The 16,990-nt window shown below is 44.5% G+C and carries 16 protein-coding genes; 11 read left to right on the top strand and 5 right to left on the bottom strand.

Annotated elements, in window-relative coordinates:
• Positions 1–225: 225 nt before the first annotated feature.
• The 3 genes from purE to purB are packed head-to-tail and all read left to right on the top strand — an operon-like array spanning position 226 to position 3,137.
• Positions 226–714, top strand: coding sequence for a 5-(carboxyamino)imidazole ribonucleotide mutase (gene purE / locus IGI72_RS10285; RefSeq protein WP_010749580.1), 489 nt, complete (start codon positions 226–228; stop codon positions 712–714).
• Positions 698–1,825 carry a 5-(carboxyamino)imidazole ribonucleotide synthase gene (purK, locus tag IGI72_RS10280; protein WP_015509893.1) on the top strand — a complete coding sequence of 376 codons (1,128 nt, stop codon included), beginning with the start codon at positions 698–700 and terminating at the stop codon, positions 1,823–1,825. The genes purE and purK overlap by 17 nt, the downstream gene beginning before the upstream one ends.
• Positions 1,826–1,838: 13 nt before the next feature.
• A complete protein-coding gene (gene purB, locus IGI72_RS10275; RefSeq protein ID WP_438754063.1) occupies positions 1,839–3,137 on the top strand; it encodes an adenylosuccinate lyase in 1,299 nt (432 codons plus the stop codon).
• Between the two features lie 208 nt (positions 3,138–3,345).
• Here purB and IGI72_RS10270 read toward each other — a convergent pair whose 3' ends face one another.
• From IGI72_RS10270 to IGI72_RS10250, 5 genes are all read right to left on the bottom strand, one after another.
• Positions 3,346–4,203: an IS3 family transposase gene (locus tag IGI72_RS10270; protein WP_240457400.1), complete on the bottom strand. Its 858-nt coding sequence runs from the start codon at positions 4,201–4,203 to the stop codon at positions 3,346–3,348.
• A 35-nt stretch (positions 4,204–4,238) separates the two neighbouring features.
• A complete protein-coding gene (locus IGI72_RS10265; protein WP_438753124.1) occupies positions 4,239–4,931 on the bottom strand; it encodes a transposase in 693 nt (230 codons plus the stop codon).
• A gap of 84 nt (positions 4,932–5,015) precedes the next feature.
• Positions 5,016–7,064: a penicillin-binding protein PBP4(5) gene (gene pbp4, locus IGI72_RS10260; RefSeq protein ID WP_438754061.1), complete on the bottom strand. Its 2,049-nt coding sequence runs from the start codon at positions 7,062–7,064 to the stop codon at positions 5,016–5,018.
• Position 7,065: 1 nt separating this feature from the next.
• Positions 7,066–7,671: a DUF1054 domain-containing protein gene (locus IGI72_RS10255; RefSeq protein WP_438754059.1), complete on the bottom strand. Its 606-nt coding sequence runs from the start codon at positions 7,669–7,671 to the stop codon at positions 7,066–7,068.
• A 100-nt stretch (positions 7,672–7,771) separates the two neighbouring features.
• Positions 7,772–8,206, bottom strand: a complete 435-nt coding sequence (locus IGI72_RS10250) for a hypothetical protein (RefSeq protein WP_016611022.1) — start codon at positions 8,204–8,206, stop codon at positions 7,772–7,774.
• Between the two features lie 214 nt (positions 8,207–8,420).
• On the opposite strand from IGI72_RS10250, the gene purC reads away from it, so the two are divergent.
• From purC to purH, 8 genes are all read left to right on the top strand, one after another.
• On the top strand, positions 8,421–9,146 hold the full coding sequence (gene purC, locus IGI72_RS10245) for a phosphoribosylaminoimidazolesuccinocarboxamide synthase (RefSeq protein ID WP_438754057.1): 726 nt from the start codon (positions 8,421–8,423) through the stop codon (positions 9,144–9,146).
• Complete coding sequence (gene purS / locus IGI72_RS10240; RefSeq protein WP_010749587.1) at positions 9,137–9,409, top strand: phosphoribosylformylglycinamidine synthase subunit PurS; 273 nt, start codon at positions 9,137–9,139, stop codon at positions 9,407–9,409. The genes purC and purS overlap by 10 nt, the downstream gene beginning before the upstream one ends.
• Positions 9,406–10,083: a phosphoribosylformylglycinamidine synthase subunit PurQ gene (gene purQ, locus IGI72_RS10235; protein WP_438754056.1), complete on the top strand. Its 678-nt coding sequence runs from the start codon at positions 9,406–9,408 to the stop codon at positions 10,081–10,083. Before purS ends, purQ begins: the two co-directional genes overlap by 4 nt.
• On the top strand, positions 10,076–12,304 hold the full coding sequence (purL, locus tag IGI72_RS10230; protein ID WP_205821321.1) for a phosphoribosylformylglycinamidine synthase subunit PurL: 2,229 nt from the start codon (positions 10,076–10,078) through the stop codon (positions 12,302–12,304). The genes purQ and purL overlap by 8 nt, the downstream gene beginning before the upstream one ends.
• The gene (purF, locus tag IGI72_RS10225) at positions 12,289–13,713 is read left to right on the top strand and encodes an amidophosphoribosyltransferase (RefSeq protein WP_010749590.1); all 1,425 of its coding nucleotides are present in this window, start codon (positions 12,289–12,291) and stop codon (positions 13,711–13,713) included. Before purL ends, purF begins: the two co-directional genes overlap by 16 nt.
• A 115-nt stretch (positions 13,714–13,828) precedes the next feature.
• Positions 13,829–14,875, top strand: a complete 1,047-nt coding sequence (gene purM / locus IGI72_RS10220) for a phosphoribosylformylglycinamidine cyclo-ligase (RefSeq protein ID WP_010749591.1) — start codon at positions 13,829–13,831, stop codon at positions 14,873–14,875.
• Positions 14,872–15,456, top strand: coding sequence for a phosphoribosylglycinamide formyltransferase (gene purN / locus IGI72_RS10215; protein ID WP_010749592.1), 585 nt, complete (start codon positions 14,872–14,874; stop codon positions 15,454–15,456). Before purM ends, purN begins: the two co-directional genes overlap by 4 nt.
• On the top strand, positions 15,449–16,984 hold the full coding sequence (gene purH / locus IGI72_RS10210; protein WP_015509884.1) for a bifunctional phosphoribosylaminoimidazolecarboxamide formyltransferase/IMP cyclohydrolase: 1,536 nt from the start codon (positions 15,449–15,451) through the stop codon (positions 16,982–16,984). The genes purN and purH overlap by 8 nt, the downstream gene beginning before the upstream one ends.
• Positions 16,985–16,990 lie beyond the last annotated feature (6 nt).

Below are 16,990 nucleotides of genomic sequence, written 5' to 3'. Positions count from 1 at the left end.
AACGAACGATACAAAGTTAAACTAGCAAATAGTTCGAAAATATTTTGACATTGCTCCGGCAACTCGTTACTATTTAAAGGGGAAAGTGATTGTTAGTCATAACGTGCTATGCAAAGGGCGTTGGGTCGCAGTGACAAACTGCTGCTAACAAACTAATTTCGTGAGAAAATACTTCTGAGCTTGTTTCAGAAGAAACTAGTAAAAAATCGTTGGAGGGAAAATCAAATGAAACCAGCAGTTGCAGTGATTATGGGGAGCAAGTCAGATTGGGAAACAATGAAGGAGTGCTGCTTGATTTTAGATGAGTTAGCGATACCTTATCAGAAAAAAGTCGTTTCGGCACATCGTACACCAGATTTGATGTTCGAATTTGCCGAAACTGCTCGTGCAGAAGGAATCAAAGTCATTGTCGCAGGAGCAGGGGGAGCAGCTCATTTGCCAGGAATGGTCGCAGCGAAAACAACGTTGCCCGTCATTGGTGTGCCTGTACAATCTCGCGCATTAAACGGGTTGGATTCCCTACTATCGATCGTGCAGATGCCAGCTGGTGTACCAGTGGCAACAACAGCGATCGGAAAAGCTGGCGCAACTAACGCAGGACTACTTGCAGCGCAGATGCTTTCCATGTATGATTTAGAGATAGCGGAGAAATTAAACGCGCGAAGAAATACATTAAAAGAAATTGTATTGGAAAGTAGTGATCAACTTGATTAAACCTTTAATGCCCAACGCAACGATCGGAATCGTTGGCGGAGGACAGCTAGGTCGTATGATGGCAATGAGTGCCAAAGAAATGGGCTTTCGGGTTGGCGTCTTAGACCCTACTGCCAATTGTCCAACAGCCCAAGTCGCTGATTGGCATATTGTTGCTGCCTACGATGATGTGTTTGCTTTAGAAGAAATGGCTCGACGTGCCGACGTGATCACCTATGAATTCGAAAATGTCAGTGTCGAGGCTTTGAATTCCATTTTGCCTTATTCCCATATCCCTCAAGGGACTGACCTGTTAGCAATCACTCAAGACCGTTTATTAGAAAAGTCATTTCTAGAGGCTAACAATATCGTAATTGCACCTTATGCCACGATCATCAGTCCAACGGATATCCAAGATGCCATCGACAGTATCGGTTATCCCTGTGTGTTAAAAACGACTAGAGGCGGTTATGACGGAAAAGGGCAGCACGTGTTATACAGTACCGCGGACTTAGCGCCTTCGATGAACTTACTGCGTGAAGGGACGTGCGAATTAGAAGCGTGGATTCCTTTTGAAAAAGAATTGTCGATTTTAGTTGCTGGTAATGGAGAAACCTTTACCACTTTCCCAGTGGTAGAAAACATCCACCGCAACAATATTTTGCATCAAACGATCGCTCCTGCGCGCATTGATCCAGAAGTTGCCGAAGAAGCAAAACGGATCGCTCATATTATTGCGAAGGCCTTGGATCTGCAAGGCGTTTTAGCCATCGAAATGTTCTTGACTAAAAGTGGCGGCTTGTATGTCAATGAGTTGGCACCGCGACCGCATAATTCTGGTCACTATTCGATCGAAGCTTGTTCCATGAGTCAGTTTGATGCCCATATCCGGGGGATCTGTGGCTGGCCATTACCAGAAGTGTCATTGCTTTCACCAGCAGTCATGGTCAATGTCTTAGGCGATGAATTGACAGAAACGTATGAGCTGATTGCCACAAAACCTGCTTGGCAATTCCATTACTATGGCAAAGAAGAAGCGAAAACCGGGCGTAAAATGGGTCATATCACTGTTTTGACAGAAGATATCGCAGAGACCACTGAAGAAATCTATCAAACCAATATTTGGGATTAAAGGAGATAATAACATGTTAGAGCGTTACACAAGACCAGAAATGGGTGCTATTTGGACCGATCAAAACCGTTACCAAGCGTGGTTAGAAGTAGAAATATTGGCGGATGAAGCTTGGGCGGAACTAGGGGAGATACCGAAAGAGGATGTTGCTTTGATTCGTGAAAAAGCAACCTTTGATATCGACCGTATCTTAGAGATCGAAGCGCAAACGCGACATGATGTGGTTGCTTTTACCCGAGCAGTCTCTGAATCTTTAGGTGATGAAAGTAAATGGGTCCACTACGGCTTGACGTCGACGGATGTTGTTGATACTGCGTATGGCTACTTGATGAAACAAGCCAACGACTTGATTCGGGAAGATTTAAATCGTTTTGTGACGATCATTGGTGAAAAAGCCAAAGAATACAAACATACCGTAATGATGGGACGTACCCATGGTGTACATGCGGAACCAACGACCTTTGGCTTGAAATTAGCCTTATGGTATGCGGAAATGAAACGCAATGCCGAGCGTTTTGAGCGGGCAGCAAAAGGGGTCGAAGCAGGAAAGATCAGCGGAGCAGTTGGAACCTTTGCAAATATTCCACCGTTTGTCGAAGAGTATGTCTGTGAAAAATTAGGGATTCGTGCGCAAGATATTTCCACACAAGTACTACCTCGTGACTTGCATGCAGAGTATTTCTCTGCAATGGCGTTGATCGCAACTAGCATTGAGAAATTTGCCACTGAAATCCGGGGCTTACAAAAATCAGAAACCCGAGAAGTTGAAGAATTCTTCGCAAAAGGTCAAAAAGGTTCTTCTGCCATGCCCCATAAGCGTAACCCAATCGGTTCTGAAAATATGGCGGGACTTGCACGAGTCGTTCGCGGCCATATGGTGACAGCTTATGAAAATGTCTCACTGTGGCATGAACGGGATATCTCACATTCATCGGCAGAACGGATCATTATTCCGGATACGACGATTTTGATCGATTATATGCTGAATCGCTTTGGCAATATCGTCAAAAATCTGACTGTTTTCCCAGAGAATATGAAGCGCAATATGAATGCGACCTTTGGATTGATCTACAGCCAACGAGTGATGTTGAAATTGATCGATCACGGTATGACAAGAGAGCAAGCCTATGACTTGGTTCAGCCAAAAACAGCGCAAGCTTGGGATGAGCAAACGGATTTCCGTCCACTATTAGAAGATGATCCAGCCATTACGGATGTGTTGTCCAAAGCAGACTTAGACGATGCGTTTGATTACAACCATCACTTAAAACAAGTCGACACGATCTTTGAACGTGTCGGTTTAGCCGAATAAGAAAAAAGCCGCAACCTTCAGATCCTTGTCTGCTGGGCTCCCCGTCAAGTGGACAATGAAATAGAATAAAATTATTTTGACGACTGTCTACCGAAATTCGGTAGGCAGTTTTTATGTTTTTTACTTTGTTTAACCTCAACTTTGCTCGACTGGCCTCCTTCTTGGTTAAGCGGATTTATTCTATTCGCTTGTCCAAGAGGGGGAGTGATTAAGCTGCCATTAATAATTCTTGATGAACTTGGATCGGTGTTTTGCTCTTCAAACATCGTTGATAGCGACCATTGTTGTAATAGTTCATGTATTTCTCGATCATTTCAACGAGACTTTCTCTACTGATAAACTTTCGCCGATAATATTTTTCTCGCTTAAGCATTCCCCAGAAGCCTTCCATTGGACCATTATCGGTACAACGGGCGACACGAGACATACTCTGCTTCATTTTCGCTTTCTTTAGCTTTGTGCAAAAAACTTTACTTGTATATTGAAATCCGCGATCGCTATGAAATAGCGGATGAGCGGTTGGCTCGGCGGCGACTGCTTGATCGAAGGTATCAAAGACTAATTTATTGTCATTTTTGTCGCTGATGACAAATGAAACAATGCGACGATCGGCGAGATCGAGAATAGCGCTCAAATAGATTTTCTTCACTTCGGCCCCTTCATAATACTTGAATTCACTCACATCTGTTAGCCATTTTTGATTCGGTTGATCCGCATAGAACTTTCGATTCAAATAATTTTTCGCAATATGATACGGAGTCTTGGATGCCTTAGTGATACTATTGCCTGAATGCTTGATGGTTGATTGGATTTGAAGTTTGCGACAGATTCGAAGAATACGCTTGTCATTCACTTGAAAGCCATAATCATTCACGAGATCTTCACAGATTCTGCGATATCCTTTATCGTTGTCTGCTTCATAAATATAACGAACAAGGTCTGCCAACTGTTCATTCAATACCACTTCAGGCAGTTTGGGATTTTTTAACCAACGATAATAGGCCGATCTTGTGACATGGAGCAGGGTACACATGGTGTTAATTGGATAGCTTTTTGTCTCGTGCAGCTCTTTGATCGATTGGTATTCAAACGTATGACGAACTAATTCAAATCCCGCCTCCTTTCTAACTCGCTGACTTTTTTTAACAGGTCATTTTCCATTTCAAGCAACTTGATCCGTCGTTCTTGTTGAGCCAGTTTATCGCGCATTTCTTCTTCGGGTGTTCTGGCAGGTTTACTTCCCGCTCGTTGCCCTCGACGGTCTTCTAAGCCTTTTTCTCCCATCTCGTCGTATTTCAACACCCAGTTCCGAACTTTTTGGTAAGAGACTTGGTACTGAATTGCGGTTTTCCCATAGTCTCGACCGTTGATAATACAGTCATGCACAATTTTAATTCGTTCATTCAATGTTGTTTTTCTGGATTTACTCATTCTACTTCCACCACTTTCTGATTTGAAGTTTCTATGAGTATTATATATCTTTAACCAGTCTTCTAATTGTTTTTTGTTACGAAGCCCGTATTTCTTGGCGACAGCTCTTAAGCTACCATGTGTTCCAGCTAAATAATCATGGACCGCATTCAGTTTCAACTCTGTTGAGTATGATTGATTCCTTTTTGTAGGGAGTAAACCTGTGGGTCCTTCATTCTCATAAAGAGTGATCCACCTTTCTATCGTACTGAAACTTACTTGTGCTTCTTTGGCCAGGCTGTTTATGCTAGCTTCATTTTTTAAAGCTCTTTCTACAAAAGCTAGCCGTTCTTCTGAACTTAATTTCATTTTTCCTCTAGACATACAAACTCCCCCTATATAAGCCACTTTATATTTCAGTGTCCTATATAGGGGGAGCATATCAGTCTGAAGGTTGCGGCTTTTTTTTTAATAATGTTCAGCTAAGTAGGTCAATAGCTCAGGTGCTAAACCAGTTGCTGATTGGTTTTCCTGGCGATCTTCTAGCATGGAGACCATCAGAAATCCTTGGTCTTGCGAATCAAAGGCAAATAAGAAACTGTTTTCCTGGCCTTTTTCATCTTGCTTTTCTTTGATTTCAGCTGTTCCTGTCTTAGCAGCCAATGGAATGTTTAATGCTGCCAAGGAATGTGCAGTTCCGTTTGGATCGGAAACAACGGCGGTCAAATCTTGATTGATTTGATCGATCGTTTCTGCTTTAAAGACTTCTTTGTCTTTTTGCTCTGCCTCTTTCACTAAACGGGGATAGACCAGCTTCCCTTGATTGGCAAAGACGGAGTAAATAGCCGCTTGCTGGATTGGATTCAATAGCAATTCTCCTTGGCCATAGCCGGTATCTGCCAGTAAAATGTCCGAATTGAAGGAGTCTTCATTTGAAATTTGAGCAGGATTCATCGCGATCGGTAAATCCAATGTTTCACCAAAAATCAACTTCGACAAGCCGTCACGAAAGGCATCTTCGCCCATAGATAAAGTTTGTTGCGCCATATAAATGTTATCAGAGTATACCAGTGCATCCTTGAGATTCACAGAAGCTACATCAGTAACTCTCGTCACAAAGTAGTCGCCCCACGAGCTATCTTTTTGCCATTTCAATCCATCGATTGCGATACTCTGCGTAGGATCGATCGTGTCATTTTCCAAGCCGATCGCACCAGTGATGGCCTTAAAGGTCGAACCAGGTGCATAGGCCGTAGCAAAGCGGCTGATGAAAGGCAGGTCTTCATTTTGTTCATACGCATCATAATCTTCTTGTGAGATCCCTTGGGTCATTTTATTGGGATCATAACTTGGCGAGCTGGCAAGTACCAACAGATCGCCAGTTTTGGGTTCGGTAACGACCGTTGCTCCTGCTTGGTTTTGTAAGGAGTCAAACGCCGTCTTTTGGGCTTGGGCATCAATAGTCAATTGGATATCCTTGCCATCTGCGCGCTCTTTTTCTAACAGGACGGCTTTCTCAGCACCATCTTCATCTGTGATGGCGATTTTTCCGCCGTTTTCTCCTCGCAACTCTTTATCGAAGGCAGCTTCCAGACCACTACGACCAATTTGTCCGTTGCTTGCTAGTGTTTCATCTTTTTCGATATCTTCCGCTGTTACATTTCCTAAGTAACCAATCAGTTGAGCGGCAGCTTCCCCAAGTGGGTAAGTGCGTCCAGTCGTTTCTTTTAAACTTGTTCCAGTTGGCATCTCATCCGTTGGTTCGATGATCTTCAAGGGGACGAACAACTCATCTTGAACCCAAGATTGCCCCAACGCTTGCTCGATGGCTTCTTCTGTCAGGTCGAAACGTTCCGCGATCGCTTTGATATTGGCGTTTTTTTCGTCTCCCGTGCCCAGTTGCCCCGGAACGACGCCTAACTGATAAAGCGTGCCATTTTCTGCTAGTGGTTCGTTGTTTCGGTCGAGAATCTCTCCGCGAGTGGCATTATCTACGGAAATACTGACTTTGTCTTGTCCCTCCATTCCTGGAAAGATCAACTGAGGGGACCAATCGATCTTGGCTTCGTTATCAGCTACAGTGATCGTGCCGCTATAAGAAAGCTCGGTTAATTCACCTAACGAGGTGGTCAAGGAACCGTTGTATTGGAAATTGAATTGATCGGAATCCTTGTCATTAGGAGTTACCTCAATCCCAGAGGCTTTAAATGATTCAGCACCGATACCAGTGAAGATCGCTTCGTATTTTGCAGAGACTTCGTCTGCGGTAAAGCCGGTTGATGCTAAACTGTCTTCAGACACGAAGGCAGGCAAGTCACTGTACTTCTGATCGGCCAAAGCGTCGATAAAGGAAGTGAGGGCTTTTTTAGCAGCGGCTTCTTCTTGCCGATCCTGATAGACGGTATAACCATAATAGCCGCCGCCTAGTACCAATAAGGCGGCAGGAAGTGCCAACCAGACGAAGCGCTTGGGCTTTTTCGCTGGCTTTTCGTTGCGAGAGCGCCGATTTTCTGACATATTATTGTTCCTCCTTCAAAGCCGTCATACGGGCATGATAAAGCGGCAACAGCGTTTGATAAACTGCTAAAATATCCGCCATCTCAACGTCTTCGATCATTTCTTTCGGAAAAATCTTTCCAATTTGAAGCTCGCTTTTTTTGACTTTCTTCAATCGTTCCAGATAGGTTGGCCACATGGCGATAGGGTGGTGGTCGTATTTTGTGTGATCAGGAGAAAGTGTAAAGTCAGCTGGTAATCGATCGAATAATTCTTTTTGGGCCAACCAGGATTCAGCGATCGTTGCCTGATTTTTCGGTTGATCGATCACGCTGAGCCAAACAAAGACATACGCTTGATTGATCCCAATTTGAAAGTGGGCATCCATTTTATAGCCTCGTTTGTTCGGACCGATCCCTGCCCAGGTTTCGGCAGGAGGGTAGACGGTTCTGCGCCGGTGCTGAGCAATATGCAAATAAAAAGGCTCTTGGCAGCTTTCTTCAATTAATGGGATCGCTGCCTCACCGATCGTTTGAAAAATCGGCTGAATCTCGGCACGGATTTTTTCCATTCGTTCGTCTAACGTTTCTAAAGAAAAAGCATCAAATGATTGTTTCGTAAATAGCATGATCGTATCCTTTCTGTTGTCTGAAAATAGTATAACAAAAAAAGCCCGATAAATTACGGGCTTTTGTTTATTTTACCTTTTTTTATCGAAGGATACTCAGTCAATTTGCCGCTGGACTCAATTTAAACGTTGGTGTCTGGCTTTGTTCCTTCAAAAGATGCAAAAGATCATCCAAGAAAGAAAAGTCCATTTCTTCTAAATTAAAATAAATCCGAAAAGAATACGTATGTTTAAATAAGCTTTGGCGATGGATTTGATGAATGATCAATTCGTCATTGCGCTCATTTTGAAATTGTAGAACACGCTTTTGTTCTTCGGCATAATGAGGGCGCGCCCCTTTTTTGAAGGGACTGAATAAATAGAAACTTGTTTGTTGGTTGATGGAAAGGATTTGCTGCACGGCCAATAATTCGTTATGGAGCTGTTGTTTTTCTTTGTCTGATAAATGAGCTAAAAAAAGTTCAGCACGATTCTTTAGCGACCACATATAGTACTCCTCCTTGAATGTAGCTACAATACGACCTAAATATAGCATGAAAAAAGAATATTGTAAACGCTTTATAAATCCTTCGCTGCTTCTAAAGAGGAATCTACTTTCAATCAACTGGGTAAAAAGCGAACATTCGTGTTTATTAATATGTAAATGTACAGATAATCGTTGACCCGCTTTTTCTGCGTTGTTAGAATAATAAGCAAATAAAGATGTGTGTCATCGCTATGTGAAAAATATTACTTAACTGAGGTGGATTATGGAATCAGAAGTGCTTCTTTATGAAGGAAAAGCCAAGAAATTGTTTAAAACCAACGAAGAGGATGTATTGAGAGTCGTTTATTTGGATCAAGCTACTGCATTGAATGGTCAAAAGAAAGATGCCGTTGTAGGAAAGGGTGCCTTGAACAATCAGATCACTGCGCATCTTTTTCAGCGGCTAGCCGACAAAAATGTCCCAAGTCACTTTCTTCAATTAGTGTCTAAACACGAACAATTAATTCGAGCTGTCACCATGATTCCTTTAGAAGTCGTTGTTCGCAACACGGCTGCTGGTAGTTTTTCAAAGCGCTTGGGCATCGAAGAAGGAACCAAACTGCCAAAGCCGATCGTAGAGTTTTACTACAAAGAAGATCGCTTGGATGATCCGTTTATCAATGATGATCATGTGTTTTATCTAGGGCTTGCCTCAGAAGAGGAGCTGGACCAGATCAAAACATTGGCGCTGAAAGTCAATGCTGCGTTACTGGAAATCTTTGCGAACATCAACATTCGCTTGATCGATTTTAAAATCGAGATCGGCAAAACCAAGAAGGGCGAGTTGCTCCTGGCTGATGAGATTTCACCAGATACTTGTCGTTTATGGGATATGGGGACAAATGAGCATCTTGATAAAGATGTCTATCGACGTGATTTAGGGGACATCGTTCCTGTTTATGAAGAAGTCTTAAATCGTTTAGAAAAGGAGAATTCAGCATGTATTTAGTCAAAGTTTATGTAACCTATAAGGAATCTGTTTTAGACCCTCAAGGAGAAGCTGTGAAAGGAGCCGTTCATCGCTTGGGGTATCAAGATGTCAGTGATATTCGGATCGGGAAATACTTTGAAATCAAAGTGACACCTTCCAACAATCAAACACAAGCAGCTGTAGCAGAAGAGATCGAAGCGATCTGCGACAAGCTTTTGGCGAACGTCAATATGGAAACCTACCGTTATGAAATGGTTCAAATGGAGGAAGCGGCCCTATGAAATTTGCAGTGATCGTTTTTCCTGGATCAAATTGTGATGTTGATTTGATGTGGGCAATCAAAGATATCATGGGGGCAGAAGCAGTATATGTGCGCCATGATGCAGACAGCTTAGCTGGTTTTGACGGTGTTTTGCTTCCAGGAGGATTTTCTTATGGTGATTACTTAAGATGTGGAGCGATCGCCCGTTTTTCAACGATCATGTCAGAGGTCATTCGTCTGGCAAATGAAGGCAAACCTGTCTTTGGTACCTGCAATGGGTTTCAAATTTTAACGGAAGCGGGCTTGTTACCAGGGGTTTTACAAAGAAATGAATCACTCCATTTTATTTGCAAACCGGTCCGTCTGCAAGTGAATAATCAAACAGCTTTTACTTCTGAATATGAAACGGATCAAGTCATTACGCTTCCTGTCGCTCATGGTGAGGGCAATTATTATTGTGATGAAACGACTTATCAGGAATTGGTTGCCAACAATCAAATCGTTTTCCGTTATGAAGATAACGTCAACGGCAGCCTACACAACATCGCTGGTATCTGTAATAAAGCTGGCAATGTTCTAGGCATGATGCCTCATCCAGAACGAGCGATGGAAAGCTTATTAGGCTCAGAAGATGGCAAGAAGTTTTTTGCTTCATTATTGAAAAATTTTGGGAAGGTGCCGGTAAATGGATAAAATGATCGTAAAAGAACCTACACCACAAGAAATCAAAGACACGAAATTATACGAGCAATGGGGATTGACCCAAGAAGAATATCGGATGATCTCAGAAGATATTTTGGGACGTTTACCGAACTATACCGAAACTGGACTCTTTTCAGTGATGTGGAGTGAACATTGTTCTTACAAAAATTCCAAACCTGTTTTGCGGAAATTCCCGACAGAAGGGCCGCAAGTACTGCAAGGGCCTGGAGAAGGTGCGGGTATCGTGGATATCGGCGATGATCTAGCCGTCGTTTTTAAAGCGGAAAGCCATAATCATCCTTCTGCGGTGGAACCTTATGAAGGAGCAGCAACTGGTGTTGGTGGGATCATCCGCGACATCTTCAGTATGGGTGCAAGACCGATTGCTGTTTTAGACTCCTTACGATTTGGTGAGTTAGATAATCCAAGAACGAAATATCTTTTGGAAGAAGTCGTTGCTGGGATCAGTGGCTATGGCAACTGTATTGGGATTCCGACCGTCGGTGGTGAAGTGGCATTTGATCCTTGTTATGAAGGCAATCCATTAGTCAATGCGATGTGTGTAGGGATTATTGCCCACAAGGATATTCAAAAAGGGCAGGCTAAAGGTGTTGGAAACACCATCATGTATGTCGGCGCAAAAACAGGACGCGACGGGATACACGGGGCGACTTTTGCATCGGAAGAATTTGTCGAAGGAGAAGAACAACAACGTTCCGCCGTACAAGTCGGTGATCCTTTTATGGAAAAACTTTTGTTGGAAGCTTGTTTGGAATTGATCGTGGATCATTCGGACATTTTAGTCGGAATTCAAGATATGGGTGCTGCTGGATTGGTTTCTTCTAGTGCCGAGATGGCATCAAAAGCCGGATCAGGGTTGCGCTTAACGTTAGACGATGTTCCACAACGAGAAACCAATATGACACCTTATGAAATGATGTTGTCAGAATCCCAAGAGCGGATGCTGATCTGTGTCAAAAAAGGACATGAAACTGAAGTGGAAGCACTCTTTAAGAAATATGATCTAGAAGCCGTCGTGATCGGTGAAGTAACAGATGATGGCAACTATCGTTTGTTCCATCACGGACAGGAAGTCGCTAATTTGCCAGTAGATGCTTTAGCTGAAGATGCGCCGACTTACTACAAAGAGATGGCAGAACCGAAACGGATCAAAGTGTTTAAGGAAACACCAGACTTTGTTCCAGTGATTCACTCAGCAACGTCTGTATTTGCCGATCTACTGCAGCAGCCGACGATCGCTTCAAAACGCTCGATTTTTGAAACCTACGATTCGCAAGTTCGTACCAATACCGTGGTAGGACCCGGCAGTGATGCCGCTGTGTTACGAATCAAGGGAACCAATAAAGCCTTGGCGATGACGACTGACTGTAATGCTCGTTACCTGTACTTAGATCCAGAAGTCGGCGGACAGATCGCAGTTGCAGAAGCTGCTCGAAATATCGTCGCTTCCGGTGGGCGTCCATTGGCGATCACTGACTGCCTTAACTTCGGCTCGCCAGATAAACCAGAAGGATTCTGGGAGTTATCCACGGCTGCTGACGGGATCTCAGAAGCTTGTCGTGTGCTAGAGACACCAGTCATTTCTGGGAACGTCTCCTTATACAATGAAACGGACGGACAATCGGTCTATCCAACGCCAGTAATTGGGATGGTCGGATTGATCGAAGAGCTGGCGCATATCACGACGCAGCATTTCCAAGCAGCGGGGGATGCGATCTATGTCCTAGGGGAAACCCATGCTGACTTCAATGGGTCTGAATTGCAAAAACTGCAGACAGGAAAGATCGCTGGGCGTTTAATGTCCTTTGACCTTGAAACAGAAAAAATGAACCAACAATTGGTTACCGCAGCGATCCAAGCAGGTCTTGTTCAAAGTGCCCACGATTGTGCCGAAGGTGGTTTAGCGATCGCTTTAGCCGAATCCGCTTTTGACAAGGGCTTTGGTCTAAATGTGACCGTGTCATTGCCAGCAGCACAATTGTTTTCAGAAACCCAATCCCGATTTGTGCTTTCAGTCGCACCTGATAAGCAAGCAGCTTTTGAAGCGCTGGTAGGCGCTGCTGCAACAGCGATCGGGGAAGTGACTGCTGATGGCCAGATTCGCATGCAAGCACAAGATGATACGATCGAGATGCCCCTTACTGAGGCGAAATTGAAATGGGAGGAAGCCATTCCATGTTTAATGAAGTAAAGAGCCTCAACGAGGAATGTGGGGTTTTTGGTGTTTGGGGTCATCCAGATGCCGCTCGTGTCACCTACTTCGGACTACACAGTTTGCAACATCGCGGCCAAGAAGGTGCAGGGATTGTCACGAATGATGCGGGGAAACTCAATGGCCACCGTGATTTAGGGTTGCTAGCGGAAGTCTTTTCGGATGAACGTGTCCTCCAGCGTCTGACAGGAGATGCTGCCATTGGTCACGTTCGTTACGCAACTGCTGGTAATGGTAGCGTTGATAATATTCAACCATTTTTATTCAAATTTTTTGATCAGCAGATTGGCTTAGCTCATAACGGCAACTTGACGAATGCGAAAAGTCTACGGAAATCCTTAGAAAAGGCTGGTGCGATTTTCCACTCGAATTCCGATACAGAGATTCTCATGCACTTGATCCGTCGCAGCGAAGAACCGCTTTTTATGGATCGGGTCAAGGAGGCATTAAATCAAGTTAAAGGTGGATTTGCGTACCTTTTACTGACCGAAAATGCCATGATCGCAGCACTAGACCCCAATGGCTTTCGGCCATTGTCAATCGGGAAAATGGTCAATGGTGCTTATGTGGTGGCTTCAGAAACCTGTGCGTTGGAAGTCATCGGTGCGGAATTTATTCGTGATGTCCGACCAGGCGAAGTCGTGATCATTGATGATGCAGGCATTCAAATTGAACAGTATACCCAAGAAGTACAACCCGCGATATGTTCGATGGAGTTTATCTATTTTGCCCGTCCTGATTCCAACATCGCTGGCGTCAACGTCCATCGTGCCCGTAAAAATATGGGCCGTCGCTTAGCACAAGAGGCGCCGATCGAAGCGGATATGGTCATTGGTGTACCGAATTCATCCTTATCTGCTGCCAGCGGGTATGCAGAAGCTTCAGGTATTCCCTATGAATTAGGCTTAGTAAAAAATCAATACATCGCACGAACGTTTATTCAACCGACGCAGGAGTTAAGGGAACAAGGTGTACGGATGAAGCTCTCAGCTGTTCGTGGCGTAGTCGAAGGCAAACGAGTGATTCTAGTCGACGATTCGATCGTCCGAGGAACCACCAGCCGCCGTATCGTGCAACTGCTAAAAGAAGCAGGTGCCAAAGAAGTTCATGTACGTATCGGTTCGCCGCCTTTGCGCTATCCGTGTTTTTACGGGATCGACATTCAAACGAGAAAAGAATTGATCGCAGCCAAATATACGGAAGCTGAGATTTGTGAAAAAATCGAAGCAGATTCTTTGGCCTTTTTAAGTGAAGACGGGTTGATCGAAGCGATCGGTTTAGATTTTGACGCACCTTACTCAGGATTGTGTATGGCCTATTTCAATGGCGATTATCCAACCCCTTTGTATGATTATGAAGAAAACTATCTCGCGTCTTTAGCTGAATAAATTGTAGGCAAAAATGGTTTTTCAAACGAAGCAGTGAAGGACCGCTGGTTTACTTGCGTTAACGACGAATGAGCTGAATGAAGAAAAGCGGATGAATGATTGAGGAGGAACGAACGTGGCAAATGCATATGCAAAAGCCGGTGTCGATGTCGAAGCCGGTTATGAAGTAGTCGAACGGATCAAAAAGCATGTGAAACGAACAGAACGTCTAGGCGTGATGGGGGCAATCGGGGGTTTTGGTGGCTGTTTTGACTTATCATCGTACCAATTGAAAGAACCAGTACTCGTTTCTGGGACAGATGGTGTAGGAACTAAGCTTTTATTGGCGATCCAGCAAGAACAGCACACAACGATCGGCATTGATTGCGTCGCAATGTGCGTGAATGATATCGTCGCTCAAGGGGCAGAACCTATCTACTTCCTTGACTATGTTGCAGTCGGTAAAAACGATCCTGCAAAGATCGAACAAATCATTGCTGGTGTCGCAGAGGGCTGTGTGCAAGCGGGTGCTGCCCTGATTGGTGGGGAAACCGCTGAAATGCCGGGAATGTACCAACCAGAAGAATATGATCTTGCTGGCTTTGCCGTAGGAATCGTCGAAAAAAGTCGCTTGATCACTGGAGAAACCATCAAAGAAGGCGATGAGCTGATTGGGTTGCCTTCATCAGGCATTCACTCGAATGGGTACTCTTTAGTCAGAAAAGTCTTTTTTGAACAGCATGGCTATACAGGAGCAGAAACATTTGCAGAACTTGACAACCAAACACTTGCAGAAAGTTTATTGACGCCAACGAGAATTTACGTGGATGCATTGAAGCCTTTATTGACAGAAGGATTGCTAGCTGGAATTTCTCATATCACTGGTGGCGGCTTTGTTGAAAATATCCCGCGGATGCTGCCTGAAGGTCTGGCGGCAGAAATCTCCTTAGACACTTGGCCGCAGTTGCCGATATTTGATCTGATCGCTGCTCATGGCGCGATTCCTCACCAAGAAATGTTCGAGATTTTCAACATGGGGATCGGTATGGTCTTAGCCGTTGCGCCAGAAAATGTTGCGGCAGTAATGGCGCTTCTATCCGCCAATGAAGAACCAGCGTATCGGATCGGTAAAGTGACGAAACGTGACAACGAAGCTGTCTGCTTTAAAGAGGCAGTCCGATGAGGATCGCCGTCTTTGCTTCTGGAACGGGCAGCAATTTTACAGCGATCGCCGATGCGATCCAGGCTAATGAAATCAAAGGGGCGCAGATCGGATTGGTCTTTTCCGATAAACCTGCAGCGCCAGTGATAGAAAAAGCCCGCGCAAGAGACTATGAAACGCTTGTCTTGGAGCCAGCGGCTTTTGCGTCAAAAGCAGCCTTTGAAAGGAAATTGATCGAAGAATTGCAGTATCATGCCATCGATTTTATTGTTTTAGCTGGGTATATGCGGATCATCGGGAACACCCTATTATCCGCTTATGAAGGCAGAGTCATCAATATCCATCCCTCGTTGTTGCCGAGCTTCCCAGGCAAATCTGGGATTGCCGATGCCTTCGCTTATGGCGTGAAAGTGACGGGGGTTACGGTTCATTATGTCGATGCTGGCATTGATACAGGGCCAATCATTGCCCAAGAAATCGTTCGGATTGACACCGACGATACGTTAACAAGTGTGACAGAGAAAATTCATCAAGTGGAACACCAAATCTATCCAGCTGTTTTAGCTGAAATTGTGGAAAAGGGGCTATCAAATCGTGAATAAACGTGCATTAATCAGTGTGTCTGACAAAGAAGGACTGGTACCATTTGTCCAAGAATTGACCAATTTAGGATTTGAGATCATTTCAACTGGCGGGACCAAAACCGTCTTGGAGGAAGCAGGGCTTCAACCGATCGGCATCGAAGCGATCACAGAATTTCCTGAAATGATGGACGGTAGGGTAAAAACGCTACATCCGCGGGTGCATGGTGGTCTGTTAGGGCGACGTGATCTGCCTTCTCATATGGAGGCAATGGCTGAGCACGGTATTTTACCGATCGACCTCGTTGTCGTCAATCTTTATCCATTTAAAGAAACGATCAGCAAGCCTGATGTCACAGAAGCCGACGCAATCGAAAATATCGACATCGGCGGACCAAGCATGCTGCGTTCTGCGGCGAAAAACCATGCCTCAGTAACTGTTGTCGTTGATCCCAAGGATTACGACTGGGTTTTAACTGAGCTGAAGGAAGGCAATACGACGTTGGCATCAAGAAAGAAATTAGCTGCCAAAGTCTTCCGCCATACCGCAGCCTACGATGCCTTGATTGGTGAATACTTGACCAAAGCGGTGGCTGAAACAGAAACGGAGAACTTGACGAAAACCTATGTTTTGAAACAAACATTGCGTTATGGTGAAAATAGTCATCAGAAAGCTTCCTTCTATCAAGACGCATTACCCGTACCCTATTCGATTGCCAGCGCAAAACAAATCCACGGCAAAGAATTGTCTTACAACAACATTAAAGATGCTGACGCTGCCTTACGGATCGCAGAAGAATTTACAGAGCCAACTGCAGTAGCCCTAAAGCACATGAATCCATGTGGAATCGGAAGTGGAGAAACGATTGCTGAAGCTTTCCAAGAAGCTTACGAAGCAGACCCAGTGTCGATTTTTGGCGGGATTATCGTCTTAAATCGTCCAGTTGATGTGGCAACTGCGCAGCAGCTGCAGCGGATTTTTCTTGAGATCATTATTGCACCTGCATTTGAAGAAGGAGCACTTGAAATCCTAACGAAGAAAAAAAATCTGCGCTTGCTGGTTGTTGATTTCGAAAAAGCAGCCAAACAGCCAGAAGTTGTCTCTGTCCTTGGGGGCTTATTGGTGCAAGAACCAGACGATCAAATGGAGTCACCAGCAGATTGGACCGTGGTGACCAAAAGACAGCCGACACCAGAAGAAATCGCAGCCTTGGCATTTGCTTGGAAAGCGGTGAAACACGTGAAGTCCAATGCGATCGTTTTAGCCAATCAACAGCAAACCGTCGGGATCGGTGCTGGTCAAATGAACCGCGTTGGTTCAGTGAAAATCGCTGTGGAACAAGCCCGTGAAAACAATAAATTGGCTGGTTCAGTGCTGGCAAGCGATGCCTTTTTCCCGATGGATGACAGTGTCGAATATGCAGCACAACAAGGAATCAAAGCGATTATTCAACCTGGTGGTAGTATCAAAGATCAAGAATCGATCGACATGGCAGATAAGTACGGTGTGGCGATGGTCTTTACTGGTGTTCGTCATTTTAAACACTAAGAAATA

Source organism: Enterococcus sp. DIV1059_2, from assembly GCF_051713685.1.
GTDB classification, from domain to species: domain Bacteria; phylum Bacillota; class Bacilli; order Lactobacillales; family Enterococcaceae; genus Enterococcus_D; species Enterococcus_D casseliflavus.
Note: the sequence above shows the minus strand (reverse complement) of the source record. Positions and strands in the feature narration are given on the sequence as shown.

Bases quoted from the DNA above. Each gene is read 5' to 3' on its own strand.
- purE (WP_010749580.1), top strand. From the start codon at position 226: ATGAAACCAGCAGTTGCAGTGATTATGGGGAGCAAGTCAGATTGGGAA.
- purB (WP_438754063.1), top strand. From the start codon at position 1,839: ATGTTAGAGCGTTACACAAGACCAGAAATGGGTGCTATTTGGACCGAT.
- IGI72_RS10265 (WP_438753124.1), bottom strand. From the start codon at position 4,931: ATGTCTAGAGGAAAAATGAAATTAAGTTCAGAAGAACGGCTAGCTTTT.
- pbp4 (WP_438754061.1), bottom strand. From the start codon at position 7,064: ATGTCAGAAAATCGGCGCTCTCGCAACGAAAAGCCAGCGAAAAAGCCC.
- IGI72_RS10255 (WP_438754059.1), bottom strand. From the start codon at position 7,671: ATGCTATTTACGAAACAATCATTTGATGCTTTTTCTTTAGAAACGTTA.
- IGI72_RS10250 (WP_016611022.1), bottom strand. From the start codon at position 8,206: ATGCTATATTTAGGTCGTATTGTAGCTACATTCAAGGAGGAGTACTAT.
- purC (WP_438754057.1), top strand. From the start codon at position 8,421: ATGGAATCAGAAGTGCTTCTTTATGAAGGAAAAGCCAAGAAATTGTTT.
- purS (WP_010749587.1), top strand. From the start codon at position 9,137: ATGTATTTAGTCAAAGTTTATGTAACCTATAAGGAATCTGTTTTAGAC.
- purQ (WP_438754056.1), top strand. From the start codon at position 9,406: ATGAAATTTGCAGTGATCGTTTTTCCTGGATCAAATTGTGATGTTGAT.
- purL (WP_205821321.1), top strand. From the start codon at position 10,076: ATGGATAAAATGATCGTAAAAGAACCTACACCACAAGAAATCAAAGAC.
- purF (WP_010749590.1), top strand. From the start codon at position 12,289: ATGTTTAATGAAGTAAAGAGCCTCAACGAGGAATGTGGGGTTTTTGGT.
- purN (WP_010749592.1), top strand. From the start codon at position 14,872: ATGAGGATCGCCGTCTTTGCTTCTGGAACGGGCAGCAATTTTACAGCG.